This is a genomic window from Caulobacter sp. DMC95 (genome assembly GCF_056313785.1).
The window spans coordinates 237,703-261,920 of the sequence record NZ_JBQUZP010000001.1 but is presented as its reverse complement, the minus strand read 5'-3'; the positions used below and the strand labels follow the sequence as shown (position 1 = coordinate 261,920).

The 24,218-nt window shown below is 66.4% G+C and carries 26 protein-coding genes; 7 read left to right on the top strand and 19 right to left on the bottom strand.

The features are described from left to right. Positions 1-19: 19 nt before the first annotated feature. From mfd to ACT53N_RS01280, 3 genes are read right to left on the bottom strand one after another with little or no spacing between them, the layout of a single operon-like run. Entirely contained in the window at positions 20-3,487 is a 3,468-nt protein-coding gene (gene mfd, locus ACT53N_RS01290) for a transcription-repair coupling factor (RefSeq protein ID WP_476062195.1), read from the bottom strand. Positions 3,488-3,491: 4 nt separating this feature from the next. Continuing rightward, positions 3,492-3,785: an FAD assembly factor SdhE gene (locus tag ACT53N_RS01285; RefSeq protein WP_476062194.1), complete on the bottom strand. Its 294-nt coding sequence runs from the start codon at positions 3,783-3,785 to the stop codon at positions 3,492-3,494. 23 nt (positions 3,786-3,808) lie between these two features. Continuing rightward, positions 3,809-4,540: a class I SAM-dependent methyltransferase gene (locus ACT53N_RS01280; protein WP_476062193.1), complete on the bottom strand. Its 732-nt coding sequence runs from the start codon at positions 4,538-4,540 to the stop codon at positions 3,809-3,811. Between the two features lie 124 nt (positions 4,541-4,664). On the opposite strand from ACT53N_RS01280, the gene ACT53N_RS01275 reads away from it, so the two are divergent. Further along, on the top strand, positions 4,665-6,200 hold the full coding sequence (locus tag ACT53N_RS01275) for a DEAD/DEAH box helicase (RefSeq protein WP_476062192.1): 1,536 nt from the start codon (positions 4,665-4,667) through the stop codon (positions 6,198-6,200). A 75-nt stretch (positions 6,201-6,275) separates the two neighbouring features. Here ACT53N_RS01275 and ACT53N_RS01270 read toward each other — a convergent pair whose 3' ends face one another. Beyond that, entirely contained in the window at positions 6,276-7,427 is a 1,152-nt protein-coding gene (locus ACT53N_RS01270; protein WP_476062191.1) for a glycosyltransferase family 61 protein, read from the bottom strand. 32 nt (positions 7,428-7,459) lie between these two features. After that, a complete protein-coding gene (locus ACT53N_RS01265) occupies positions 7,460-8,917 on the bottom strand; it encodes a coniferyl aldehyde dehydrogenase (protein ID WP_476062190.1) in 1,458 nt (485 codons plus the stop codon). 193 nt (positions 8,918-9,110) lie between these two features. Here ACT53N_RS01265 and ACT53N_RS01260 point away from each other — a divergent pair, with 193 nt between their 5' ends. Together ACT53N_RS01260 and ACT53N_RS01255 are read left to right on the top strand one after the other, a co-directional pair. Beyond that, positions 9,111-10,172: a GGDEF domain-containing protein gene (locus ACT53N_RS01260; RefSeq protein ID WP_476062189.1), complete on the top strand. Its 1,062-nt coding sequence runs from the start codon at positions 9,111-9,113 to the stop codon at positions 10,170-10,172. 135 nt (positions 10,173-10,307) lie between these two features. After that, complete coding sequence (locus tag ACT53N_RS01255; protein ID WP_476062188.1) at positions 10,308-11,111, top strand: enoyl-CoA hydratase/isomerase; 804 nt, start codon at positions 10,308-10,310, stop codon at positions 11,109-11,111. Here the strand turns inward: ACT53N_RS01255 and ACT53N_RS01250 are convergent. From ACT53N_RS01250 to ACT53N_RS01240, 3 genes are read right to left on the bottom strand one after another with little or no spacing between them, the layout of a single operon-like run. Beyond that, complete coding sequence (locus tag ACT53N_RS01250; protein ID WP_476062187.1) at positions 11,098-11,508, bottom strand: ACT domain-containing protein; 411 nt, start codon at positions 11,506-11,508, stop codon at positions 11,098-11,100. The genes ACT53N_RS01255 and ACT53N_RS01250 overlap by 14 nt on opposite strands. After that, complete coding sequence (locus ACT53N_RS01245; protein ID WP_476062186.1) at positions 11,505-11,909, bottom strand: DUF6165 family protein; 405 nt, start codon at positions 11,907-11,909, stop codon at positions 11,505-11,507. Before ACT53N_RS01245 ends, ACT53N_RS01250 begins: the two co-directional genes overlap by 4 nt. Further along, positions 11,910-12,881, bottom strand: coding sequence for a glycosyltransferase family 9 protein (locus ACT53N_RS01240; RefSeq protein WP_476062185.1), 972 nt, complete (start codon positions 12,879-12,881; stop codon positions 11,910-11,912). Between the two features lie 94 nt (positions 12,882-12,975). Between ACT53N_RS01240 and ACT53N_RS01235 the strand changes: the two genes are divergently transcribed. Genes ACT53N_RS01235 through ACT53N_RS01225 form a run of 3 tightly spaced genes read left to right on the top strand, consistent with a single transcriptional unit; the run spans position 12,976 to position 14,670 of the window. Further along, positions 12,976-13,536, top strand: coding sequence for a TetR/AcrR family transcriptional regulator (locus ACT53N_RS01235; RefSeq protein ID WP_476062184.1), 561 nt, complete (start codon positions 12,976-12,978; stop codon positions 13,534-13,536). After that, a complete protein-coding gene (locus ACT53N_RS01230) occupies positions 13,533-14,345 on the top strand; it encodes a lysophospholipid acyltransferase family protein (protein WP_476062183.1) in 813 nt (270 codons plus the stop codon). The genes ACT53N_RS01235 and ACT53N_RS01230 overlap by 4 nt, the downstream gene beginning before the upstream one ends. After that, on the top strand, positions 14,338-14,670 hold the full coding sequence (locus ACT53N_RS01225; protein ID WP_476062182.1) for a hypothetical protein: 333 nt from the start codon (positions 14,338-14,340) through the stop codon (positions 14,668-14,670). Before ACT53N_RS01230 ends, ACT53N_RS01225 begins: the two co-directional genes overlap by 8 nt. Here the strand turns inward: ACT53N_RS01225 and ACT53N_RS01220 are convergent. From ACT53N_RS01220 to ACT53N_RS01175, 10 genes are all read right to left on the bottom strand, one after another. Continuing rightward, the gene (locus ACT53N_RS01220) at positions 14,667-14,867 is read right to left on the bottom strand and encodes a hypothetical protein (protein ID WP_476062181.1); all 201 of its coding nucleotides are present in this window, start codon (positions 14,865-14,867) and stop codon (positions 14,667-14,669) included. The genes ACT53N_RS01225 and ACT53N_RS01220 overlap by 4 nt on opposite strands. Continuing rightward, entirely contained in the window at positions 14,867-15,268 is a 402-nt protein-coding gene (locus ACT53N_RS01215; protein ID WP_476062180.1) for a HesB/IscA family protein, read from the bottom strand. Before ACT53N_RS01215 ends, ACT53N_RS01220 begins: the two co-directional genes overlap by 1 nt. Before the next feature lie 5 nt (positions 15,269-15,273). Then, positions 15,274-15,630, bottom strand: a complete 357-nt coding sequence (locus tag ACT53N_RS01210) for an SUF system Fe-S cluster assembly protein (protein ID WP_476062179.1) — start codon at positions 15,628-15,630, stop codon at positions 15,274-15,276. Between the two features lie 7 nt (positions 15,631-15,637). Further along, complete coding sequence (locus ACT53N_RS01205) at positions 15,638-16,864, bottom strand: aminotransferase class V-fold PLP-dependent enzyme (protein ID WP_476062178.1); 1,227 nt, start codon at positions 16,862-16,864, stop codon at positions 15,638-15,640. Then, positions 16,864-17,901, bottom strand: coding sequence for a Fe-S cluster assembly protein SufD (gene sufD / locus ACT53N_RS01200; RefSeq protein ID WP_476062177.1), 1,038 nt, complete (start codon positions 17,899-17,901; stop codon positions 16,864-16,866). The genes ACT53N_RS01205 and sufD overlap by 1 nt, the downstream gene beginning before the upstream one ends. Before the next feature lie 142 nt (positions 17,902-18,043). Next, on the bottom strand, positions 18,044-18,793 hold the full coding sequence (sufC, locus tag ACT53N_RS01195; RefSeq protein ID WP_476062176.1) for a Fe-S cluster assembly ATPase SufC: 750 nt from the start codon (positions 18,791-18,793) through the stop codon (positions 18,044-18,046). Then, on the bottom strand, positions 18,786-19,175 hold the full coding sequence (locus ACT53N_RS01190) for a hypothetical protein (RefSeq protein ID WP_476062175.1): 390 nt from the start codon (positions 19,173-19,175) through the stop codon (positions 18,786-18,788). Before ACT53N_RS01190 ends, sufC begins: the two co-directional genes overlap by 8 nt. Beyond that, entirely contained in the window at positions 19,172-20,641 is a 1,470-nt protein-coding gene (gene sufB, locus ACT53N_RS01185) for a Fe-S cluster assembly protein SufB (RefSeq protein WP_476062174.1), read from the bottom strand. Before sufB ends, ACT53N_RS01190 begins: the two co-directional genes overlap by 4 nt. After that, the gene (locus tag ACT53N_RS01180; protein ID WP_476062173.1) at positions 20,641-21,780 is read right to left on the bottom strand and encodes a cysteine desulfurase family protein; all 1,140 of its coding nucleotides are present in this window, start codon (positions 21,778-21,780) and stop codon (positions 20,641-20,643) included. Before ACT53N_RS01180 ends, sufB begins: the two co-directional genes overlap by 1 nt. Continuing rightward, positions 21,777-22,238, bottom strand: coding sequence for an Rrf2 family transcriptional regulator (locus tag ACT53N_RS01175; RefSeq protein WP_476062172.1), 462 nt, complete (start codon positions 22,236-22,238; stop codon positions 21,777-21,779). The genes ACT53N_RS01180 and ACT53N_RS01175 overlap by 4 nt, the downstream gene beginning before the upstream one ends. Before the next feature lie 178 nt (positions 22,239-22,416). Here ACT53N_RS01175 and ACT53N_RS01170 point away from each other — a divergent pair, with 178 nt between their 5' ends. Further along, positions 22,417-23,067, top strand: coding sequence for an alpha/beta hydrolase (locus ACT53N_RS01170; protein WP_096051276.1), 651 nt, complete (start codon positions 22,417-22,419; stop codon positions 23,065-23,067). Positions 23,068-23,107: 40 nt separating this feature from the next. Here the strand turns inward: ACT53N_RS01170 and ACT53N_RS01165 are convergent, their stop codons facing one another. Beyond that, the gene (locus tag ACT53N_RS01165; RefSeq protein ID WP_476062171.1) at positions 23,108-24,214 is read right to left on the bottom strand and encodes an anhydro-N-acetylmuramic acid kinase; all 1,107 of its coding nucleotides are present in this window, start codon (positions 24,212-24,214) and stop codon (positions 23,108-23,110) included. Between the last annotated feature and the right edge of the window lie 4 nt (positions 24,215-24,218).

The window sequence follows — 24,218 nt, the reverse complement described above, 5'->3', positions numbered from 1 at the left end:
GAGAAGAAAAGAATGTATTCTACGCCTTCGCCAGTTTCGACAGGACCGCGAGGATCTTTTCCGCCGCGTCCAGGCGCTGGGCGGGGGTGTCCCATTCGCCCTTCACCACCACCTTCTGGTCAGGGCGGACCTTCCAGATCAGGCTGTTCTTGGCGACGTGCTGCATCAGCCCCAGCGGGTTGGCGTAATTGTCGCCTCGGAAACTGGCCACCGCGCCCTTGGGGCCGACGTCGATCTTGGCGACATTGGCTTCGCGGCACAGGCCCTTGATGGCCACGACCTTGAGCAGGCTGTCGGTTTCAGGCGGCAGCGGGCCGAAGCGGTCGATCATCTCGGCGGCCAGGGCTTCGCGGTCGGCGGCCTGCTCGGCCTCGGACAGGCGGCGATAGAGCGACAGGCGCACGTTGAGATCCGGCACATAGTCGTCGGGGATCATCACGGCCGCGCCGGTGTTGATCTGCGGCGACCAGCCGCGATCCTCCAGCAAGGCTTCCTGGCCCTGACGCTGCTTGAGCTCGGCGACGGCGTCCTCCAGCATCTGCTGATAGAGCTCGACGCCGATCTCCTTGATGTGGCCGCTCTGCTCGTCGCCCAAGAGGTTGCCGCCGCCGCGCTGATCGAGGTCGTGGCTGGCCAGCTGGAAGCCGGCGCCCAGGCTGTCGAGTGACTGCAGCACCTGCAGGCGCTTCTCGGCCGACAGGGTCAGCGACTTTTCGACCGGTGTGGTCAGATAGGCGTAGGCGCGGGCCTTGGAGCGGCCGACGCGGCCTCGGATCTGGTAGAGCTGGGCCAGGCCGAACATGTCGGCGCGGTGGACGATCAGGGTGTTGGCCGACGGGATGTCGAGGCCGCTCTCGACGATCGTCGTCGCCAGAAGCACGTCGTACTGGCCCTCGTAGAAGGCCGTCATCACGTCTTCCAGCTGGGTGGCCGCCATCTGGCCGTGGCCGACGACGTACTTCACCTCGGGCACCTGGGTGCGGAGGAACTTCTCGATGTCCTCCAGGTCCTTGATGCGCGGCACCACGTAGTAGGACTGGCCGCCGCGATACTTCTCGCGCAGCAGGGCCTCGCGCAGGGTCACCGGATCGAACGGGCTGATATAGGTGCGCACCGCCAGGCGATCGACCGGCGGGGTGGCGATGATCGACATCTCGCGGATGCCGCTGAGCGCCATCTGCAGGGTGCGCGGGATGGGCGTGGCGGTCAGGGTCAGCATGTGCACGTCGGCGCGAAGCTCTTTCAGCTTCTCCTTGTGCTTGACCCCGAAGTGCTGCTCCTCGTCGACGATGACGAGGCCCAGGTCCTTGAACGACACCTGCTTGGACAGCACCGCATGGGTGCCGACCACGATCTCGAACTGGCCGTTGGCCAGGCCCTCGCGGGTCTCGGAGGCTTCCTTGCCAGTGACAAGCCGCGACAGGCGCGTGACCTTGACCGGCCAGCCCTGGAAGCGATCCTTGAACGTCTTGTAGTGCTGGCGGGCCAGCAGCGTGGTCGGGCAGACGACGGCGACCTGCTTGCCGCTCATCGCCACCACGAACGCAGCGCGCAGGGCCACTTCGGTCTTGCCGAAACCGACGTCGCCGCAGATCAGGCGGTCCATCGGCTTGCCGGACGACAGGTCTTCCAGGACGTCGTGAATGGCGCTGAGCTGATCGTCCGTCTCCTCGTAGGGGAAGCGGGCGCAGAACTCGTCGAACACGCCGGACGGCGGGTCAGTCTCTTCGACGGATTTGAGCTGGCGGGCGGCGGCGATCTGGATCAGGCCCTCGGCCATGACCCGCAGGCGCGCCTTGGCCTTGGCCTTGCGCCCCTGCCATGCCGCGCCGCCCAGCTTGTCGAGCTGGACATTATCGGCGTCGGCCGCGCCGTAGCGGGTCAAGAGGTCGATGTTCTCGACGGGCAGATAGAGCTTGGCTTCACCGCCATACAGCAGGTCCAGACAGTCGTGCGGCGCGCCCTGGACGTCGAGGGTCTTGAGGCCCTCGTAGCGGCCGATGCCGTGGTCGATGTGGACGACGAGATCGCCCGGCGTCAGGGCGCTGGCCTCGGCCAGGAAGTTGGCGGCGCGGCGCTTCTTGCGCGGGCGCGCCAGGCGATCGCCCAGGATGTCGGTCTCGGAAATGACCGCCAGGCTGTCGGTCTCAAAGCCGTGGTCCAGCGGCAGCACAACCCGCTGGGGGACCTTCGGATCATTGGCCTTGGCCGCCTGCCAGTACCCGGCATAGGGGATCTTCTTCAGGCCGTGGTCGGACAGCATGGTCCCCAGGCGCTCGGACGAGCCCTCGGACCAAGAGGCGAACAGCACCCGCTTGCCTTCGGCCGCCAACTTCTTGGCGTGGTCAGCGGTCGCTTCGAACAGATTGACGCTGTCCTGGGCCCGCTCTGCGGCGAACACGCGGCCGAGCTTGGCGCCCAGGTCGACGACGTCCAGTCCCTGCGGCTGGAACGGCGTGAAGCGGCGATGCGTGCGGTCGGAAAGCTCTCGCTCCCACTCGTCGGCGGTCAGGTACAGGGCCTCGGGCGCCAAGGGGCGATAGGCTGACTTGCGGTCGGCGCTGGCGCGCGCGTCATAGGCGTCCTGGATCATCGCCAAGCGCTCGTCGCGGGCCTCAGTGGCCTGGTTGTCGACGCCGATCAGCGCCCCGGCGGGCAGATAGTCGAACAGGGTCGACATCCGCTCGTAGAACAGCGGCAGCCAGTGTTCGAGACCGGCCCGGCGACCGCCCTCGCTGACGGCGGCGTACAGGGGATCATCGCCCGGCGCGCCGAACTCGGCGACATAGCCCTTGCGGAAGCGCGAGATGCCGTCGGCGTCCAGCAGGGCCTCGCTGACCGGCAGGAGATCGATCTCCTTCAGTTGCCTGGTCGAGCGCTGGGTCTCGGGATCAAAGGCGCGGATGCTTTCCAGCGTGTCGCCGAACAGATCAAGACGCACCGGCTCCTCGGCGGCCGGCGGATAGACGTCGATCACCCCACCGCGGATCGCGAACTCGCCACGCTCCGAAACGGTGGAGGCGCGCGTATAGCCGTTGACCGCGAAATAGCGCTCGAGATCCTTAAGATCGACGCTGTTGCCGACTTTGGCCGAGTAGGAGGCGCGCAGCAGCACCTCCTTGGTCGGCACGCGCTGCAACAGAGCCGGCGCGGCGATCACCAGGATGGCGGCCTTGCTTTCGCCAAGACCCCGCGCCAGGCGCGAAAGCGTGGCCATGCGGGTCGCCGAGACGCCCGAGGACGGACCGATCCGGTCGTACGGCAGGCAGTCCCACGACGGGAACAACACCGCCTCGATCTCGGGCGCGAAGAACTTCAGCGCGTCGATAAAGGCGCCGGCCCGGGCGGTGTCGCGGGCGACGAAGGCGGTGAGACCGCCGCGCGCCCGGGCGATGTCGGCCATCACCAGGGCGTCGAAACCCTCCGGCGCGCCGGCGAGCGTGAGGCCGCCGGCGGCCTTGGCGATCTGCTTGGCGTCGTAGCTCATGATGTCAGGCGCCATCTCCAGCCGGGCGCGAAGCGTGCGCCTCGAACCTGAACGCGCGGATCATCGTCATGACGTCGGTCTCAAATTCCGCCGGCGTCGGTTCCTGTCCGACGATCCAGGCGTAGATCTCGCGATCCGACTGTTCCAGCAGCGTCTCAAGCGTGTCGAACTGCTCCGGCGTCAGGTTCGGCCCATGGGTGTCCGCGAACGGCCCCAGGATGAGGTCCGCTTCGCGAAAGCCGCGGTGCCAGGCACGGAAACGAAGGCGTCGAAGGCGGGAGTCGTGGTCGATGGTCATGTGCGGGCGGATATAGAGCGGCGTCAGGGCTTGCGCCACTCCATGATCACGTACCATGGGGCACGTCGGTATCTGTCAGCGCGCGACGGATCACCGCCGTTCGGCGCGGGTTCGTCGAAGTGAGTCAGGATGAGACCCTGCGCTAGGAACCACTGCATGTAGTCTCTGAGCGGCCGATGCCAGTTGATGATCCGGATGCCGCGCCATTCCTCCCACTTGGCGCGAACCTCCAGATAGTGGTCCATCGCGAAGTGCTTGGGGTGACCCAGCAGGTTCTTTTGCCAGCCCTTGTTTGCGCGCGCGGTGGAGAAACTCGTGAGGTTGGCGATCAGCAGAGTTCCTCCGGGCTTGAGGACGCGGGTCATCTCGGCGATGGCGCGATCGGCCGCCGCGATGTCGATCAGCGACAAACACGATACGACGAGATCAAACGTCCCGTCGGCGAAGATCAGGTCTTCGGCGCGCCCCTCGATATAACTTCCGTCCGGGTCGCGGGCCCGCGCCGCTTCCAGCAACTCGACCGTCGGATCCAGTCCGACCGGGTCAAAGCCTTCGGCGCGCAAAATCCTACAGAACCGCCCTTCCCCGCAGCCGACATCCAGCGCGCGGCCGCTGTTCAGGCGACGCAGGCGTGCGATCATCGGTCCGTCGAGAACATAGCGCCGACCGTAATCGCCCTGCTCGCCCATATCGGCGATCCAGGCCTTGGCCGAGGTTTTCCACCCGTCGTCGCTCATCTTTCGAATACTCCGCATCGCCTCTGCGACGATTGACTTTGCCGACTTTCCGCCTATTTATCCCCAGCTTCGGAGCAGGTCTGGCGAATCCGCGCCGCCCGCTCGCCCAAGCACGGGCGGCTCCGAGCAGACCAGCGTGTAAATGACCGAATTTTCCGACCTCGGGCTCTCGCCCACGACCCTGCAGGCGGTCGCCGACACCGGCTATACCACTGCGACCCCCATTCAAGCCCAGGCTATTCCCGTCGCCCTCGCGGGCCAGGACGTCCTTGGCATCGCCCAGACGGGCACCGGCAAGACCGCCGCCTTCACCCTTCCGCTGATCGACCGTCTGCAGTCGGGCCGCGCCAAGGCCCGCATGCCGCGCGCCCTGGTCATCGCTCCGACCCGTGAACTGGCCGACCAGGTGGCCGCCAGCTTCGAGAAGTACGCCAAGGGCACCAAGCTCTCCTGGGCCCTGTTGATCGGCGGCGTGTCGTTCGGTGACCAGGAAAAGAAGCTGGACCGCGGCGTCGACGTGCTGATCGCCACGCCGGGCCGCCTGCTCGACCACTTCGAGCGCGGCAAGCTTCTGATGACCGGCGTGCAGTTCCTGGTCGTCGACGAAGCCGACCGCATGCTGGACATGGGCTTCATCCCGGACATTGAGCGCATCTTCAAGATGACGCCGCCCAAGAAGCAGACCCTGTTCTTCTCGGCGACCATGCCCCCGGAAATCACCCGCCTGACCAAGCAGTTCCTCAAGGATCCGGTGCGGATCGAGGTGGCGCGTCCGGCGACGACCAACGCCAACATCACCCAGCTGCTGGTCAAGGTTCCGACGTCCGATCCGAAGGCCAAGCGCCTTGCGCTGCGCGCCCTGATCGAGAAGGCCGGCATCGAGACGGGCATCGTGTTCTGCAACCGCAAGACCGAGGTCGACATCGTCGCCAAGTCGCTGAAGGTGCACGGCTATGACGCCGCGCCGATCCACGGCGACCTCGACCAGACCCAGCGCATGAAGACCCTGGCGGACTTCCGCTCGGGCGCGCTGAAGATCCTGGTGGCCTCCGACGTCGCCGCGCGTGGCCTCGACATTCCCGCCGTCAGCCACGTCTTCAATTACGACGTCCCGCATCACGCCGACGACTACGTTCACCGCATCGGCCGCACGGGTCGCGCGGGGCGGACAGGCATCACCTACATGCTGGTGACCCCGGCCGATGACAAAGGCTTCGACAAGGTCATCAAACTGATCGGTTCCACGCCGGACGAAGAGAAGCTCGATCTCGACTACTCCAACGCCGTGACGGTGAAGCGTGATGGTGACCGCGATCGCAAGCGTGGTGGTCGTGATCGCGGCGAGCGCGGTGACCGACCTGCGCGCGGCCGCGGTCGTGGTCGTGAGCGCGGCGAAGAGACGGTCGAAGCGGCCGTCGCCGAAGTCGCTGAGGCGCCTGCGGCGACAGAAGAGCGTCCCGCGCGCGAACGCCGCCCTCGCCGCGAGCGTGAGCCCAAAGCCGCCGCGCCCGCGCCGGCCCCGGTCGAAGCCGAGCGTCCGGCCCGCCCGGAGCGTCCTGAACGCCCGGTGCGCGGCGTTCAGCCCGTCCGTGACCGCGACGATGATGATCGCCGTGTGGTCGGCTTCGGTTCGGATGTTCCGGCCTTCCTCGCCCGCCCCCCGCGCGGCGCGAAATAGTCGGCGACGAACAGTCGAACCTTACGAAGGCGCCGGGCGATCGTCCGGCGCTTTTTCGTTTGATGCTCGGGACGCCTACAGCGCGGCGTCGATGAAGCGAAGAAGGTCGTTCAGGTCTGGCCTGAACGCGAACTTGAAGCCTCGCCTCAGACGCGCCAGCAGCGGCGCCGCGTGCGCCGGACAGGGCGAGGCGCAGACATAGCCGCGCCACTCGACCCCGACCTGACGACAGGCCGCCCTCACCCATTGGCTTGTGAAGTTGGCCGGCTGGATCTCGATCACCCGCGCGCCCTGCGATAGGAAAACCGCGTTGGCCAGGGCGGCGCCGCTGGCGCCCACAACGACCTCTGCGTCGCGCATCAGGGCCACCTGTTCACGAGCGCGGAGGGTTTCAGGGCGCACGATCTTGAAGTCCCGAGCCTTCAACGCGCTTTCGAGGGCCGCCTCTCCGACCATCACTCGCATCGACTGGCCGCGCCGGGACAGATAGATGCGGCGGGCGCCCACACCCTGAGGTCCATTGGCGGCGACCCGCTCGGCCAAGGTCGCCAGAAGGCCGTTCGGGTGGTGGAGGAAATGATCCATGCTGGTGGCGAACACCGCCCGTCCAAGCCGAACAGTTGATGCGTCGACTTCCTGCAACCGGACCCCTGGCGCAGCCAGAGCGATCAGATCGCGCTGCCAATCCGTCAAGCGTGGAGCCAGAAGCGGCGTGTCCTTGAGAAGGCCCGATTGCTGGAGCGCCAGGATCGACGACAGCGCGTCGATGATGAAGTGCCCGTAGTTGAAGCCCGCGCCCCACGGCAGGAACACCGCGCCGCTTTCGAAGAACGGTGCCGCCTTGGGTGGAGACAGACTGGCGCCGCCTGGGAAGACGCCGGGGATCGCGGACAGATCGGTCGAGCCATGTCGGACCTCGCCGACCGTGGCGTTGTAGAGCGCGCCATCGGTCCCGATCACCGCGCCGAAGCCCGGATACCACCAGCAAGGCCCCACCGCGCATAAGGCGGGAACATTTACCGGCGGCGGCGTCGAGAGCGTGAACGGCCATGCCAACGCTGCGGGGCCGCCCAGCAGCCCCACGGGCGCGCCGTCCGAGGCATCATGCTCGGGAGACCAAGCCACGCCGGCTTCGCCCCGGGCGAAGCGTTCGCGCAGGGCGTCCGGCAGCATCGGCGGCAGGTCGCGCGCCTCCACCACGGGGCGCAAGGAAATCGGCGCGGTCATGGCCCGCTTGGAGCATGCCGCGCCGCGATTGGCTACTTCTTGATCTGCCCCGCAAGGTACTTGCGGATGCCCTCGCCGTAGGGCGGCCGCAGGCCCAGCATCGGTGCGATATCCTTCTTCAGCTGCTGGAACACCGCCTTGCGGTGGCTGAACTCCCGGAAGCCGTCATAGCCATGATAGGCGCCCATGCCCGCCGGACCGATACCGCCAAACGGCAGGTCTTCCTGGGCCACGTGGAAGATGACGTCATTGACGGTGACCCCGCCGCTGGTCGTGCGCTCCAGAACCCGGTCCTTCTCGGCCTCGTCAGTTCCAAACCAGTAGAGGGCCAACGGCCGATCATTTGCGTTCACATAGTCGACCGCTTCATCGACGGTCTTGTAGCTCTTCACCGGCAGCACGGGCCCAAAAATCTCCTCCTGCATCACCTTCATGTCGTCGGTGGGGTCGATGATCAGGGTCGGGGGGATCTTGCGATGCTCCTGTTGGGACAGATCCTCGCCGGCGGGGTTGATCTCGATGACCCGTGCGCCCTTGGCGCGGGCGTCGTCGACGTAGCCCTTCACGCGGTCATAGTGGCGCTGGGCCACGACGGCGGTGTAGTCGGGATTATCCTTGATCGTCGGGAAGTATCGGCTGACGGCGACCTGGGCTTCCTTGACGAAGCGCTCGACGTCCTCTTGCGGCGCCAAGACGTAGTCGGGCGCGAGACAGATTTGCCCGGCGTTCAGGGTCTTGCCATTCATGATCCGCGCCGCAGCCGTAGCCATGTCCGCGCCGCGCGAGAGGATCACCGGGCTTTTGCCGCCCAGTTCCAGGGTCACCGGCACCAGGTTTTCGGCCGCCGCGCGCATCACGTGCTTGGCCACCGACGTCGCGCCCGTGAACACCAGATGGTCAAATGCCAGGCCTGAGAACGCCTGCCCCACTTCGGGGCCGCCGACGAACACCGCGACTTCCTCCTCGTTGAAGGCCTTGGCGAACATGGCCTTCAGCAGATCCGAGGTCGCAGGCGTGTACTCGGACGGCTTGATCATCGCGCGGTTGCCGGCGGCGAACACACCGGCCAGGGGGGCGAAGGTCAAGTTGACGGGGAAGTTCCAGGGGCTGATCACGCCCACCACCCCCTTGGGCTGCCACTGCACCGTCGCCTTGGCGCCGAACAGGCCCAGGATGGCCGGCGTCGTCTTGCGCTTCTCCGGTTTCATCCACTTCGTCAGATGATCACGGGCGTGTTTCAGCGGCCCGATGGAGCCGGCGACGTCGGTCAGAGAGGTCGCTTCGGGCGAGCGCGAACCGAAGTCGGCGTTTACCGCCCTGGCGATCTCAGCCTGGTGTCCGACCAGCAGATCGATGCACCGGTTCAGCCAATCGATTCGCTTCTCGGCGCTGGGCGGACCCTCACGAAGGTGTGCGGCCTTCTGGCTCTGCAACACGTCGTTCATCGCCGCCTTGTGCGCGTCGAACGACAGATTCACCGGTGCGTTCATGGCTTGTCGCTCCTCCCAGGGGCCGGCCCAACGGCGCGGCGCTCATCTTATCAATGATCACCATGCGGGAGGCGGCGACGGGACGCAAGCGAACGTCGTTCGTTCTTAACGCCTCGTAAGAACTCTACAGCGTAACCTCCAGACCCAAGCGATCGACGTTGCCGCAAGGGCAGCGGCGATGAGGGAAGAAAACATGTCGGACGTCGAAACCACGCTGCGCGGTCCCGAGGCCTATAAGATCGCCTCGCGCGCCCTGGAGCTCATGGAGCGGCATCAGGTTTGGCCGACCGCGCTGAACTTCGAGCTTTGGACGCACTATGTGGCCGACCCGAACGGCGCCCTGGCGCGCGAGCTGACCCGGTTGATTTCGCTCGGTGAGCCGATGACTGAGTTGGTCAGCGAGGAACTCGCGGCGACCTTCTTGCCGAAGGCGCGCTTGAACGAACAGATCCGCGACGCGGGCGACATCCTTTCCAAGGAGCTGGAGGCGGTCTCCAAGGCGATCCAGAATGCTCAGAAGTCCAACGCGGCGTTCGGCAAGGAGCTGGCCGGCGCGAGCAAGAGCCTGGACACGCAAACCGACGTCGCCTCGATCAAGGCGGTCGTTGGCAGCATCGCCGAAGCCACTCGGCGCGTGCACAAGGAAAACCAGTCGCTGGAGGCGCGGCTCGCCGACTCGACCGCCGAGGTCGAACGCCTGCGCGAGCATCTGGAGCAGGTCCGCCGCGACGCTACGACCGACGGCTTGACCAACCTGGCTAACCGCAAGGCCTTCGACGAGGAGCTCGACCGCGCCTGCGCCGAGGCCGAGGAGAACGGCGCCTCGATTTGCCTCGCCGTCCTCGATATCGACCATTTCAAGGGGTTCAACGATACCTGGGGCCATCAGACCGGCGACCAGGTCATCCGCTATGTGGCGTCGGTCATTGGCCGTGTCGCCGCTCCGCCTCGCTTCGCCGCGCGCTACGGCGGCGAGGAGTTCGCCATGATCTTTCCGCGCGAAAGCGCCGCAGTCGTCGCCACCACGCTGGAGGAAATCCGGGTCGAGGTGTCGTCGCGGATGCTCAAGCGTCGCTCGACCAACGAGGATCTCGGCGCGATCACGGTTTCCTCGGGCTTCGCCGAGCGCAAGGCCGGTGAGTCGGGCCACTCTGTCATGGAGCGCGCGGACGCGGCGCTTTACGCCTCCAAGCGCGGCGGCCGCAATCGCGTGACGGCTGCGGAGTCCATGCCGGGCGCGGCCAACGCCGCCTAAGCTCTTTCAGCGTAAGACCTACCTTCACGCCGCCGGTCCATGATCGGCGGCGTTTCTGTTTGCGAAGATTTCGCTAGCCTTCCCAAGGGGCAAAGGCGCCTAGAGTCTGGCCCAACAAACAAGGGAGGCTCCGCCGTGGACTATCAGAAGATCCGTGTCTCGACGCAGGATGGCGTCGCCACCGTCACGCTCGCCGATCCCGCCACCTTGAACGCGGCCAGCCCCGAAGTTGCGCGTGAACTTCACCACGCCTTTTCGTCGATCGCCGCCGGTAAGATCGAGGCGCGTGCGGTCATCCTGACTGGTGAAGGCCGCGGCTTTTGCTCGGGCGCCAATCTGTCGGGCGGCGGCGCAGCCGGTCGCGAGGCGGACGTCGACGGCAAGCCAGACGCCGGTTCGGCGCTGGAGACGACTTATAACCCGCTGATGACGCTGCTGCGCGACTTCCCATTGCCGATCGTCACGGCGGTGAACGGCCCGGCCGCCGGGGTCGGCTGCTCGATCGCATTGATGGGCGACCTGATTGTCGCCGCCGAGAGCGCCTACTTCCTGCAGGCTTTCCGCCGCATCGGCCTCGTGCCCGATGGCGGTTCGACCTATCTGCTGCCGCGCCTGATCGGCAAGGCACGGGCGATGGAGATGATGCTGCTGGGCGACAAGGTTCCGGCCGCTACGGCTTTGCAGTGGGGGCTGGTGAACCGGTGCGTGCCGGATGGTGAGCTGATGGCCACGGCCCAAGCCCTGGCGCTGGAGCTCGCAAAGGGCCCAGCCGCGCTGGGCGTCATTCGCAAGCTGGTCTGGGAAAGCCTGGATAGCGATTGGACCGGTCAACTGCACGCCGAACGCAAGGCCCAGAAGATCGCCGGCAAGACCGAGGATTTCATCGAGGGCGTCACCGCCTTCCTGCAGAAGCGCGCGGCGGTCTTCAAAGGCCGCTAGCCGCCTTAGCCTGCAGGTCCACAAGAGTGGCCATCGCTTCCGCCGCCTGTTCGGCGGGGACAAAAACATGGTCGTGGCGCAACGCCGCGACCATGTTGCAGGCGATTCCGGCGGCGGCGAGCGCACCGGATACGGCGGCGGTCAGACCCACGCCATCAAGGGCCGAATAGACGTTCAGGGTGATCAGGGCCATGGGGTTCTCAATCGGGAACCCCGCCGCCGCCGCCACGTGACGCTCAAGGATCAGGCTGACGCCTTCAGCCTCGCGAAACATCGCCAGCGGCTGCAGAGGCTCCCAGTTATGGTCCCCAGCGGCGCAGAACACATAGTGTCCCGGCTTCAATTCCGGCGTCATGCCGGCGATCATTTCGCGAGCTTCGTGAACGACTTCCGTCATTTTTCCGAAGCGCCGAGGTAGGGCTTGTAGCTCTTCTCCTCGACGATCTCAGACCCGGCGACTTCGTTGATGGCGCGTTTGATCGCGGCGCGCTTGTCGTTGTCGATATAGACCCGGCGCGCCAGCGCCACGAAGCTAGGCCCAAAGTCCTGCCGACGCTCGCAGTCGCGCTTGCCGTCCTCGATGTCCCAGAGCGCCGCGTTGACGTCCGTCAGCTCTTCGGTGAGCTGGGCGATCTCGTTGTTTTCCGGCAGGTGCGCGCGAGCCGTCGCCTCCAGCAGCGCCAGCTCCTTGCGGACATTAGCCTCCTTGGCCGGATCGCCGATGCGCTGAGCCTTGACGCGCAGGATGGTGATCTTGTCGATCAGTTCGCCCGCCGAGATTGGCGCTAGGATGGACATTCAGGACGCTCCGGAAACCAGCTTCTCGAGCGCCTCCCAGGCCGCGTCGACCGGCAGGGCGCCCATGCCGCTTCCGTAGTCCTCCGCGACCAGCATCTCAAGCCGTTGGGCGGCGGGGCGGAACTTCACGGACTTGCGGCGATCCTGCTGCAGCGAGAGCAAGGGCGCGCCCCCAGCGGCCAGCATATGGCCAGGCCCCGCATCATTGGCGACCCCGGCGGCCATGCGGCCGGCTAGTGCGATGACCAGCAGCGGCCCCTTGACGGGCAAACCATCGGTTCGGTTCCGCTCTGGCTGCAGCGCTTGAGGAACTTCGCGCGCGGCGATGGCTGCGTCGTCGGCTTCGTCAGGACCGAACAGGAAGACCGGCGCCCAGCCCTTGCCGAGAATACGTCGGGCGAGGTCCAGATAGTTCTCCAGCGGCCAACGCTTGTCCTGACCGCCTGCGCCGGGCGCCAGACCCACATAGGTCGGACCGGCCGGCAGCAGGGTCTCAGCGGCCTTCAGGGCGTCGGGATGGGTCAGGGCCAGAGGTGTCGGACCGCCCTGCCCGTCGGTCGCCAGACTGAGCAGTCGCGCTAGGCGATCGGTGACCGCGACTGGCCAGTCCGGCGAGCGGGCCAGACGCGCCGCCGAGACGAAGCGTCCCGCCGCCCCACGCTTGGCGACGCCGTTACGGCGCAAGTTTTCCTGGGTGTCGATCACCAGGTCGAAACGGCGCCCGCCGAAGGGCTGCGACCACGGCAAGCTGTCCAGTGGCGCAGCGCCGTTGGCGCCCTCGACGATCACCTCGTCGATATAGCCGGCCACCACGGCCTTCAGCGGCCCGGTATAGACCGTCTCACCCTTGGCGGCGCACCAGCTGATCCGCGCGCCGGGAAACGCCGCGCGCAGGCCGGCGATGAAGGGCAGCTTGATCAGTCCGTCGCCGATCACCTCACCCATGGAATATACAAGAACGGTCTGGACCATGGCCGTGTGTCGCCGTCCGCCGGTCCACGGTCAATCACGGAAATGTAAGTGAGCGCTCACTTGCACTTTCGGTCCTACCTGCGATGCTCGTCTCATGAGCGCGAAACCCCGCATCGAGCGCGCGGCGCTAGAGGCCTTCGTCACTGAGGGCGTCGACGCAGCGACTACCAAGACGATCGCGGCGCGAGCCGGGGTGTCCGAGGGCGCCATCTATCGCCACTGGAAGAGCAAGGACGCCCTGGCGGTCAGCCTGTTCATGGACTGCCACCGGCGCCTGTCCGCCCTGATCGCCGACGAGGCCGCAGCCGCGAGCGGCATCAAGGCCAAGGCTGCAGCGCTGGTGAAGGCCTATTGCGCCGTAGCCGACGAGGACTGGCTGCTGTTCTCGTTCCACCTGCTGCAGCTTCACCATTTCCTGCCCTACTACCAGGAGGATGGGCGCGATCCTGTCACCCTGGTTGAGGACCTGATCAAGCGGGCGATGATCAACGCTGAGATCCCGCCGGGCGACCCGCGCGTGCTGGCCGCCATGGCCATCGGCGTGATCACCCAGACCGCCCAGAACAAGGCCTATGGCCGCCTGGGCGACGACGCCCTCTCCGCCCACGCCTCCCTGATGACCGCGGCCGTCCAGGCCGTTCTGTTCGCGCGATGAAAGGACACCCTTCGATGCGCAGCGTTCTGTTCAACGCCTACTATTGGGTTCTGTCGATCTTCTACGGCCTGTCGGCCGCCTTCGCGGCGCTGGCGCCCGGACGCGAGGCCGTGACCTTCACGCTGCGGCTCTACAGCCGCCGTATGCTGTGGGCGCTGGACGCCCTGGCCGGCGTCAAGGTGCAAGTGAAGGGCCAGGAGAACCTGCCCGCCGGCCCCTGCATCATCGCCGCCAAGCACCACAGCTGGGGCGATGGCTTTGTGATGTTCGCCCATGTCGACAACCTCAGCTTCGTCACGGGAGATCACCTGGAGAAGTTCCCGCTGGTCGGTGCGATTCTGAAGAAGTTCGGCGCCATCGTCGTCGACAGCTGCGGCGGTCCTGAGGCGCGCGAGGCGCTGTCCAAGAGCGCCGCCCAGGTCGCCGCCGAGGGCCGGCGCATCCTGATCTATCCCGAAGGCCACCTGGCCGCGCCCGGCGAGCATTTCCGCTATCGCACCGGCGTCTACTACATGAGCAAGGACTTCGGCCTGCCGGTCGTGCCGGTGGCGACGAACCTCGGCTGCTTCTGGAAGCAGCAGGAGAAGGCGAAGACGCCCGGCGTCGCGACGATCGAGTTTCTGCCCGCCTTGCCCCAGGGCCTGGAGAAGGACGAGTTCATGGCCCTGATGCAGGCGACGATCGAAGGGCGGACCAACGCGTTGATCGCCCAGGCGCGCGGCGAGCCGGTGAAGCCGTCCGTGCTGGTCGAGTGGGATGGCAAGAAGAACGTGCCTAGCGTCGGGCTGAAGGAACAAACCGTTGCCTGACGCCAATCTGGCGCCGCTGCCGCGCCGGGTGGCGCTGGCGACCATCCTGGGCGCATTGTGGACCTTAGCGATCCTGCCAGGCCTCTATATAGCCGGCTTCTCGGTGATAGCTGCCGACGCGCCAGGTTCGCACCAAAATCCTGCCATCGTGACCTTCATCTACGCGTGCTGGGCGTTTCCATTGCTCGCGGTCTTCGCGGCGCTCGGCGGACTCTTTGGAGCCCTGAAGGGGTGGAGCCGGCTGACTGCAATCACGTCCGTGCTTCCCCTCTTGGCGATCGTCGTGGCCGTAAGCGCGTTGGCCCTTTGGGCTCGCCAGTCCTAGACCTCGACCGGACACTCCGCCGGAACGCCCGCGAACGTGCCTTCGGCGCGGCGCTTGGCGAAGTGGGTCTGGGCGCAGCCGCTGGAGCACAGCAGGCCGGTGTCCGACCAGTACAGCGGCGCCTCGTCCTCATGCTTGAAGCGCGGTGAACCCCACGGCAGGCCGCATTCGACGCAGGACGGGGTCTTGGCCAGCATCAGTCGAGGGCCTCCGCCGCCGGTTGGATCGTCACGCTCTCGCCGCAACCGCAAGCGTCAGTTTCGTTCGGATTGTGGAAGACAAACTTCGAGGACAGCTTGGTGACCTCGTAGTCGATTTCGGTGCCGACCAGGAACAGCACGGCCTTGGGCTCAATCAGGATCGTGACGCCCTTGTCCTCGACCACCTCGTCGATCGGGCCCTTCTCCTTGGCGTACTCGAACACGTACTCCTGGCCCGCGCAGCCGCCGTTCTTCACACCCACACGCAGACCTGCGTAGGGCTGGTCGGCCTTTTCCATGATCTCCTTCACGCGCGCGGCCGCAGCGTCGGTCAGGGTGACGACCTTGGGGCGCGGGCGGCGAGGACGAACGGCGATCGTGGGTTCCATGGGGTCCAAACCGATCAGAACATATTGAGTTGCAGCTTGGCCTCATCGCTCATGCGCGAGGCGTCCCACGGCGGGTCGAAGGTCAGCTCGACAGTACAGGACTTAAGGCCGGGGATTTCCATGACCGCGTCCTTGACCCAGCCCGGCATCTCGCCGGCCACCGGGCAGCCCGGGGCGGTCAAGGTCATGTCGATGGCGACGTCCTTGGAGTCGCTGACATCGACCTTGTAGATCAGGCCCAGCTCATAGATGTCGACCGGGATTTCCGGGTCGTAGACGGTCTTCAGCTTTTCAATCAGCTGGTCCGTCAGCCGGTTCAGCTCGTCCTGGGTCAGAGCCGTAACGGGTTCCTGGGAGGCGGCGTCGGTCATCGGGAGCTCAACTGAAGAAACTGCGGGCCTTGGCCAGCGCGTCGACGAACGCGTCGGCCTCGGCCTCGGTGTTATATAGGGCGAACGAAGCGCGCGCGCTCGACGTGACGCCGAAGCGGCGCATCAAGGGTTCCGCGCAATGGGTTCCGGCCCGCACGGCCACGCCGTAGCGGTCCAGCACTTGGGCGATGTCGTGCGCGTGCGCGCCCTCGACCGTGAACGACAACACAGCGCCCTTGCCAGGCGCCTCGCCCAGGATCCGCACGCCGTTGACGCCGCGCAGGCGTTCGGCGACGCGCTCATAGAGGGCGTGCTCGTGGGCGAAGACAGCGTCACGATCCAGGCCGTTCAGCCATTCGATCGCCGCGCCCAAACCGACGGCCTCAAGGATCGCCGGGGTGCCGGCCTCGAAGCGGTGCGGCGGATCGGCGTAGGTGATCTTGTCCAGCGCCACCGAGCCGATCATCTCGCCGCCGCCCTGATACGGTGGCAGAGTGGCCAGGCGCTCGGCCTTGCCATAGAGCACGCCGATTCCAGTCGGGCCGTACAGCTTGTGGCCGGAGAAGACATAGAAGTCGACGTCCAGCGCTTTGACATCGACCTTGGTGTGGACGACGCCCTGGCAGCCGTCCAGCAGCACCGGCGCGCCGGCCGCGTGGGCCAGGCGGACGATCTCGGCGACATCGTTGACCGTGCCCAGCACGTTCGACATGTGGGTGACAGCGACCATCTTGGTCTTGTCCGACAGCAGGCCCTTGTAGGCCTCCATGTCGAGCCGACCGTCGTCCAGCACCGGGATGAACTTCAGGACCACGCCCTTGCGCTCGCGAAGGAAGTGCCACGGCACGATGTTGGCGTGGTGCTCCATCTCCGAGAGCACGATCTCGTCACCGGCGTTCAGGGAGAGACCGAACGAGGACGCGACCAGATTCACCGCCTCGGTCGCACTCTTGGTCCAGACGACCTCATCGCGCTCGGCGTTGATGAAACGCGCCACGGTTTCCCGCGCCTTTTCATAGGCTTCGGTCGTTTCGTTGGCCAACGTGTGCAGGCCGCGATGGACGTTGGCGTAGGAGGTGCGGGCCAGGCCCATCATCGCGTCCAGCACCGCGTCCGGCTTTTGGGCGCTGGCGGCGCTGTCCAGGTAAATCAACGGCTTGCCGTGAACTTCTCGCGCCAGGATCGGGAACTGGGCGCGGATTGCGGCGACGTCATAGGGGGCGTCAGAAGCCATCAGGCCTCGCTCCCCAGCTTGCGGGCGACCCAGGCGGCGGCGACCTCACGCGCGGCCTCGTGTTCGATGCGCTCGATCACCTCGCCGACAAAGGCCACGGTCAGCATGGCCTTGGCGTCCGCCTCCGGGATGCCGCGCTGCTCGGCGTAGAACAGGACCTCGTCGTCCAGGGCCCCGATCGTGTTGCCGTGGGCGCAAGAGACGTCGTCGGCGAAGATCAGCAGTTCGGGCTTGGCGTCGATCTCGGCCTTGTCCGACAGGATCAGGGCGTGGTGGCCCATCCGCGCGTCGGTCTGGTCAGCGCCCTTCTCGACGACGATCCGCCCCTGGAAGACGCCGCGCGCCTGGTCGGTGACCATGCCCTTGGTCAGCTGGCTGGTGACGCCGTCGAGGCCGCCATGGGTGACGACGCTGGTCAGGTCGGCATGGCGCTGGGCGTCCAGCAGATAGGCGCCGTCGAGGCGTACCTCGGCATGAGCGCCGGGATGGCTGACCCGCGTCTCGATCCGCTGGCGACGCGCGCCGGAGGTCAGGACGGTCTGGGCGAACTTGGCCCCGGGAGCGAGCGTGACTTCAGCGGTGACGACCGAGATCGCGTCCGCATCGTCGTCGGCGAAGATGATCCGTTCGACGATCGCGTCCTTGGCCAAACGGATATTGACCGCCACGTCCGAGACGTAGCCCTTGCCACGCCCTTCGTAGCTTTCGATCAGGGTCAGCTTCGCGCCTTCGGAGACATCGACCCAGAGCTCCGCGCCATGCGAGGTCGCATCCGTGGCGGACATGAAGCGCCAACCAACGAAGCGCTCTTCGCCCGCGTCGACAATGAGATCCGTGGGCCCGCGCCCGTTGACGACGCCGCCGGTCATATCGAGCGCGCCGGAAAGCGGGTTCTCCCAGAACCAAGCACGGCCCTGGGGTGAAGCCGGCGGCAGGGTCTTGAGCAGGCCCCGCAGGTCGGTCCAACGCCAGTCCTCGTCGCGCCGCGACGGCAGCGCCGAGAGGTCGCCGGTCTTGAGGGCGGTGGAGAGGGTCATGACAAAATCCTCCCCCCGACGGGGGAGGTGTCGGCGCAGCCGACGGAGGGGGAAGTCCTGGTGACGGCGGGGATGAACACTTCCCCCTCCGGTCCTGCGGACCACCTCCCCCGCTGGGGGGAGGATTTGATCAAGGTCGCCATCAAGCCGCCGCCCCCACGATGCGGTCATAGCCCTCAGCTTCCAATTGCAGCGCCAGTTCCGGACCGCCCGAGGCGACGATGCGACCGGCGGCAAGCACGTGAACCTTGTCGGGTTTGATGTGGTCCAGCAGGCGCTGGTAGTGGGTGATGACCAGCATACCGCGCTCGGGCGAGCGCAGGGCGTTGACGCCTTCGGAGACAATCTTCAGGGCGTCGATGTCGAGACCGGAGTCGGTCTCGTCGAGGATCAGGAACTTCGGCGAAAGCATCGCCATTTGAAGGATTTCCATCCGCTTCTTCTCACCACCCGAGAAGCCGACGTTCAGGCCGCGCTTGAGCATATCGAAGTCGATTTTCAGCGAGGCGGCCTTCTCCTTAGCCAGCTTCAGGAAGGCCGGCGCGGCGATCTCGTCTTCGCCCCGCGCGCGGCGCTGGGCGTTGAGGGCGGTGCGGATGAAGGTCAGGGCCGGAACCCCAGGAATCTCCAGCGGATATTGGAACGACAGGAACAGGCCCTTGGCCGCCCGCTCGTTGGGTTCCAGGGCCAGCAGATCCTCGCCGTTGAGCGTCGCCGAGCCTTCGGTGACCTCATAGCCGTCGCGGCCGGTCAGGACATAGGACAGGGTCGACTTGCCGGCCCCGTTCGGACCCATGATCGCGTGGACCTCACCGGCCGGCACGTCCAGCGTGACGCCCTTCAGGATCGGCTTGTCCTCGACGCGGGCGTGGAGATTCTGGATCTTAAGCATGGGTCTCGTTGAGTTTTCTGTACTCGGCGTCGTGCCCCGCGAAGGTTCCGGCGACGGCGATCTGGCCTTGGATGGCGGCGTTTAACAGCGAAAGATCCTCAGGCGGGATCCAGTATTCTTCGTGGCCGGGCGTACCCGACACCTTGTGCTCGTAGGCGTCTAGGAACGTCTTCGACACCGCGAACTGAACAACGTATCCGCGGCGATAGGTCGTATGCGCCGCGTTCCAGTCCCGCGCCAATTGGGCCGCGAAGACTTCGCTGGTGACCGGCCGGAAGATGGGCTGCTCGATGTCATGCGGCGGAAAGGCTCTCCAGTCCGACGCCTTGATCGCTTGCAGTTCCTCCAGGCCGACAGGCTGGTAGAGGGTGACGCTGGTCATCCCACGCTGCCCTCCAGGCTGATCGCCACCAGCTTCTGGGCCTCGACAGCGAATTCCATGGGCAGTTGCTGCAGCACGTCCTTGACGAAGCCGTTGACCAGCAGGGCCACCGACTCCTCTTCCGACAGGCCACGCTGCTGGCAGTAGAACAGCTGGTCGTCCGACAGCCGGGTGGTGGTGGCCTCGTGCTCGAACACCGACTGGCCGTTGCGGGCCTCGATATAGGGCACGGTGTGGGCCGCGCAGTCCTTGCCAATCAGCAAGGAGTCGCACTGGGTGAAGTTGCGCGCGCCCTTGGCCTTGGGGTGGGCCGAGACCAGGCCGCGATAGGTCGAGGTCGACTTGCCGGCGCTGATGCCCTTGGCGACGATCCGCGAGCGGGTGTTGGCGCCCAGGTGGATCATCTTGGTGCCGGTGTCGGCCTGCTGGTGACCGTTGGTCACCGCGATCGAATAGAACTCGCCCGAGCTCCCTTCGCCGCGCAGCACGCAGGACGGATATTTCCAGGTGATGGCCGAGCCGGTCTCGACCTGGGTCCAAGACACTTTGCTGCGGTCGCCCCGGCAGTCGGCGCGCTTGGTCACGAAGTTGTAGATGCCGCCCTTGCCGGTCTCGGGATCGCCCGGGTACCAGTTCTGGACGGTAGAGTACTTGATCTCGGCGTCTTCGAGCAGGACGAGCTCAACCACGGCCGCGTGCAGCTGGTTCTCGTCGCGCATTGGGGCCGTGCAGCCCTCAAGGTACGAGCAGTAGGCGCCCTTGTCGGCGATGATCAGGGTGCGCTCGAACTGGCCGCTGTCCTTGGCGTTGATCCGGAAATAGGTCGACAGCTCCATCGGGCAGCGCACGCCCGGCGGAATGTAGACGAACGATCCGTCGGAGAAGACCGCGCTGTTCAGGCAGGCGAAGTAGTTATCCGAGGTCGGCACTACGCTGCCCAGGTACTGGCGGACGAGGTCCGGGTGCTCGCGGATAGCCTCGCTCATTGAGCAGAAGATGACCCCGACGGCGGCCAGCTCCTTCTTGAAGGTGGTCACGACGCTGACGCTGTCGAACACGGCGTCGACGGCATACCGCGGAGCGCCCTCGACGCCGGCCAGAACCGCCTGCTCCTTCAGCGGGATGCCGAGCTTTTCGTAAACGGCCAGCAGCTCGGGATCGACCTCGTCGAGGCTTTTGGGGCCTTCCTTGGTTTTGGGCGCGGCGTAGTAGTAGGTGTCCTGATAGTCGATCGGCGGATAGCTGACCTTGGCCCAGTCGGGCTCGTCCATCGCCAGCCAGCGGCGATAGGCCTCAAGACGCCATTCCAGCATCCATTCCGGCTCGTCCTTCTTGGCCGAGATGAAGCGCACGATGTCCTCGGAGAGGCCCTTGGGGGCGAACTCCTGATCGATGTCGGTGGTAAAGCCGTGCTCGTACTTCTCGAGCGCGGCGACGGTTTCGACAGTCTCTTTGACCGCGGCCACTAAGCCACCTCCCGGCGCCGTGCGCCGATACGCTTCCAGGCGGCGAGCCAGGCGTCGCCGCACTTGATCCAATCGTCTTCCGTGCTCGCCCAGCCGCCGCTGATACGCAGGGCGAACGGGGCGAGATCGGCGCGGCCCATGGCTTCCACCACGCGGCTGGCCTTGACCTTGCCCGACGAGCAGGCGCTGCCGGCGCTGACCATGACGCCAGCCAAGTCCATGTTCATGACCTGGACCTCGGAGCCGAAGCCTTCGCCGGCGAAACACAGGGTTTGCGGCAGGCGCTCGGCGCCTTCGCCGAGCACGACCGCGCCTTGCGCCTTGAGCCGCTCGGCCAAGGCGTCGCGCCATTGGGCCTGTTCGGCCATCGAGGCAAGGCCTTCCCCGGCCGCCTTGGCCGCAACGCCGAAGGCGGCGATGCCGGCGACGTTCTCGGTGCCGGCCCGGCGGCCGCGTTCCTGGCCGCCGCCGTGCAGGCACCGGGTGACGGTCGCGCGGGTCCCGGCGATTAGCGCGCCAACGCCTTGCGGCCCGCCCAGCTTATGGGCCGACAGCGCCATGGTGTCGGCGCCGAGACCCGAAAAGTCGATAGCGACCTTGCCGGCGGCCTGGACGGCGTCGACATGCAGCCAGCCGTCGTGGGCGCGAACCAGCACGGAAGCCTCATCCACAGGCTGGATGACGCCAGTCTCGTTGTTGGCCAGCATCAGGCAGACCAAGGTCTTTACCGGCTTTTCAAGCGCTTGCGCCAGCCAGTCGAGATCGCCGACGCCGTTGTTATCCACAGGCAGGACGTCGACAGGCAAGCCCGAGGCCTTGGCCGTCTCGAGAACCGCGTCATGCTCGACGGCGCTGACAATGATGCGCTCGACGCCGGCCGCCTTAGCGCTTTCGATGGCCAAGGCGTTGGCCTCGGTGCCGCCGCTGACGAAGGTCACCGAGCCGGCCGGTACGCCGACCAGGGCGCCGACCTCAGCGCGGGCGCGCTCGACCACGTCGCGGGCGGCGCGGCCAGCGGCATGGACAGAAGAGGGATTGGCCGGGCTCTCCAGGGCGCGCAGCAGTGCTTCCCGCGACTCTGGACGCATGGGCGCTGTGGCGTTGTAGTCGAGATAGACCGATGTGCGGTGCGTGTTCACTCGGCCGCGATCTCCAGCGGACGGGCGGGACGCAGTTCACCCGCCAACACGTCGGCCACCGACACGGAAGCCAGATAGCCGTGGATCTGCCGGCCCATCTCTTCCCAGAGATTGTGCGTCATGCAGCGCTCACCGCCGGCCATGCAGCCCTTGGCCTGACCCTTGGTGAAGTTGCAGCGCGTGGCGCGCAGCGGCTCGTCGACCGCCAGCACGATGTCGGCGATGAAGGTCTCATCCGAGGCCTTGGCCAGGCGGTAGCCGCCGCCCGGCCCCCGGGCGCTGATCACAAGCCCCTTGCGGCGCAGCCGCGCAAAAAGCTGTTCTAGATACGAAAGTGAGATCTGCTGGCGCGCGGCGATCTCGGCCAGCGCTACGGCGCGGCCATCGCTCTCGTCCTGACGCTTGGCCAGGTCGGTCATCGCCATCACGGCGTATCGGCCTTTGGTGCTCAGGCGCATGAGCCTTACCCCTTGCAGATTCCGCGCGCATCGGCTTTTGCGTGTGCTACAAGCCGCGACTTCGCGCGCGGACCGTCTGTCCGCGTTGCGGCTGCGATTTAGGAAGACCAAGCGCGGCGGTCAAGTATTCTGGCCCTCAAAATGCCGGGATCCGCCGTGGCCAGCTGAAGGGGACGATATGCCTGATGTGATTTTGACCGGCGCGTCCGGCCGGATCGAAGGTCGCTATTCTCCGGGCAAGACCGAAACAGCGCCGATCGCGCTGATCCTGCATCCGCACCCCAAGGCCGGCGGTCACATGAACCACCCGGTCTCGGTGCAGCTGTACCATCTGTTCATGAAGCGTGGTTTCGCGACCCTGCGCTTCAACTTCCGTGGCGTGGGCCGGAGCCAGGGCGAGTTCGACGCCGGCATCGGCGAGCTGGCCGACGCGGCCACGGCGCTGGACTGGCTGCAGACCAGCAACCCGACCGCCAGCCAAACCTGGGTCGCCGGCTTCGACTTCGGCGCCTATATCGGCATGCAACTCCTGATGCGTCGCCCGGAAACGGACGGCTTCATCTCGGTGTCGCCGCCGACCAACATGTACGACTTCAGCTTCCTGGCCCCCTGCCCGGCCTCGGGCCTGTTCCTGACCGGCTCGGCCGACACCATCACCCCGCCGGTCGAGGTGGAGCGCGTGGTCACCAAGCTGCGCACCCAGAAGGGCATCACGATCGACTACGAGGTCATCGACAAGGCCACTCACTTCTGGGCCGAGCACCTGCCCAGCGTCGAAAAGAGCGTCAGTGACTATCTCGACAAGCGCCTGGCGGAGAATCCGATCTAGCGACTTTCAGAAGGCCTCCCCCGCGGAGGCCTTCTTCGTTTCAGGGCTCCACAATCCGGCCGCCGGTCATGGGCGCTTTCACGCCCGTGGTGCCGGGGAAGCTGATCGGCAGCCCCTGAGCCGTCCGCGCCGCCAGATAGGCGAAGGCTTCCGCCTCGATGCTGTCGCCGCGCCAGCCATAGGCTTCGGCGGCCTTAACCGGCACGGGCGCGCGCCGGGCGAGAGTCTTCATGATCGCCGGATTGTGCCGGCCTCCGCCGCAGACGATCAAGGCGCTGGGCGTCTCGCCGGTTTGGGCGAAGGCCTTGAAAACCGCCTCGGCGGTGAAGGCCACCAGGGTCGCCGCAGCGTCCTCGGCGGAGAGATGATCCACTGGCGTCAGCAAGAAGTCATAGCGATCCAGCGACTTGGGCGCCGGCGCGTCGAAATAGGCGCTGTCGAGCAGGCTCGCCAAGGCGGCCTCGTCGACACGGCCGGCCAGGGCCAGGCGGCCGTCCTGGTCGAAACGACCCAGGCCCCGCTCCTGCAGCATCAGGTCGATCATGCCGTTGCCGGGTCCGGTGTCAAAGGCCAGCAACGCGCCGTCCGCGCCGATCAGGGTGATGTTGGCCACGCCGCCTACGTTCAGCGCCGCCAGAGGGGCGGTCAGGCCCGAGGCCCGGGCGCGCGCGGCGTGATAGATCGGCGCCAGCGGCGCGCCCTCCCCGCCGACGGCGACATCGGCGGTGCGGAAGTCGAACGCGACCGGACGCCCGGCGAGGCGCGCCAAGCGCTCGGCGTCGAGCAGTTGCACCGTGCGCCCCACCCGCTCGGCCGTCGGCCGCTCGTGAAGGACGGTTTGGCCATGCACCCCCAGCAGGTCGAATTCGCGCCAAGAGAGACCGTGCTCATCCAGAAAGCTCTCGGCGGCCTGGAAGTGCTCATCGGCCACGGCGCGCCGAGCTTCGTCGAAGATCGCAGGCTCAGGCTCGCCGCGCGGCCAGGCGCGGGCGATGTCAGTGGTCTTCAGCAGCAGGTCGCGGGTCGCCTCTCGCAACTTGCGCTCGCCCGCCGGACCAAAGGCGTGGATCTCCACGCCATCGGTCTCCAGCACCGCCATGTCGACCGCATCCAGCGAGGTGCCGGTCATGAATCCCAGGATCTTCATGGGA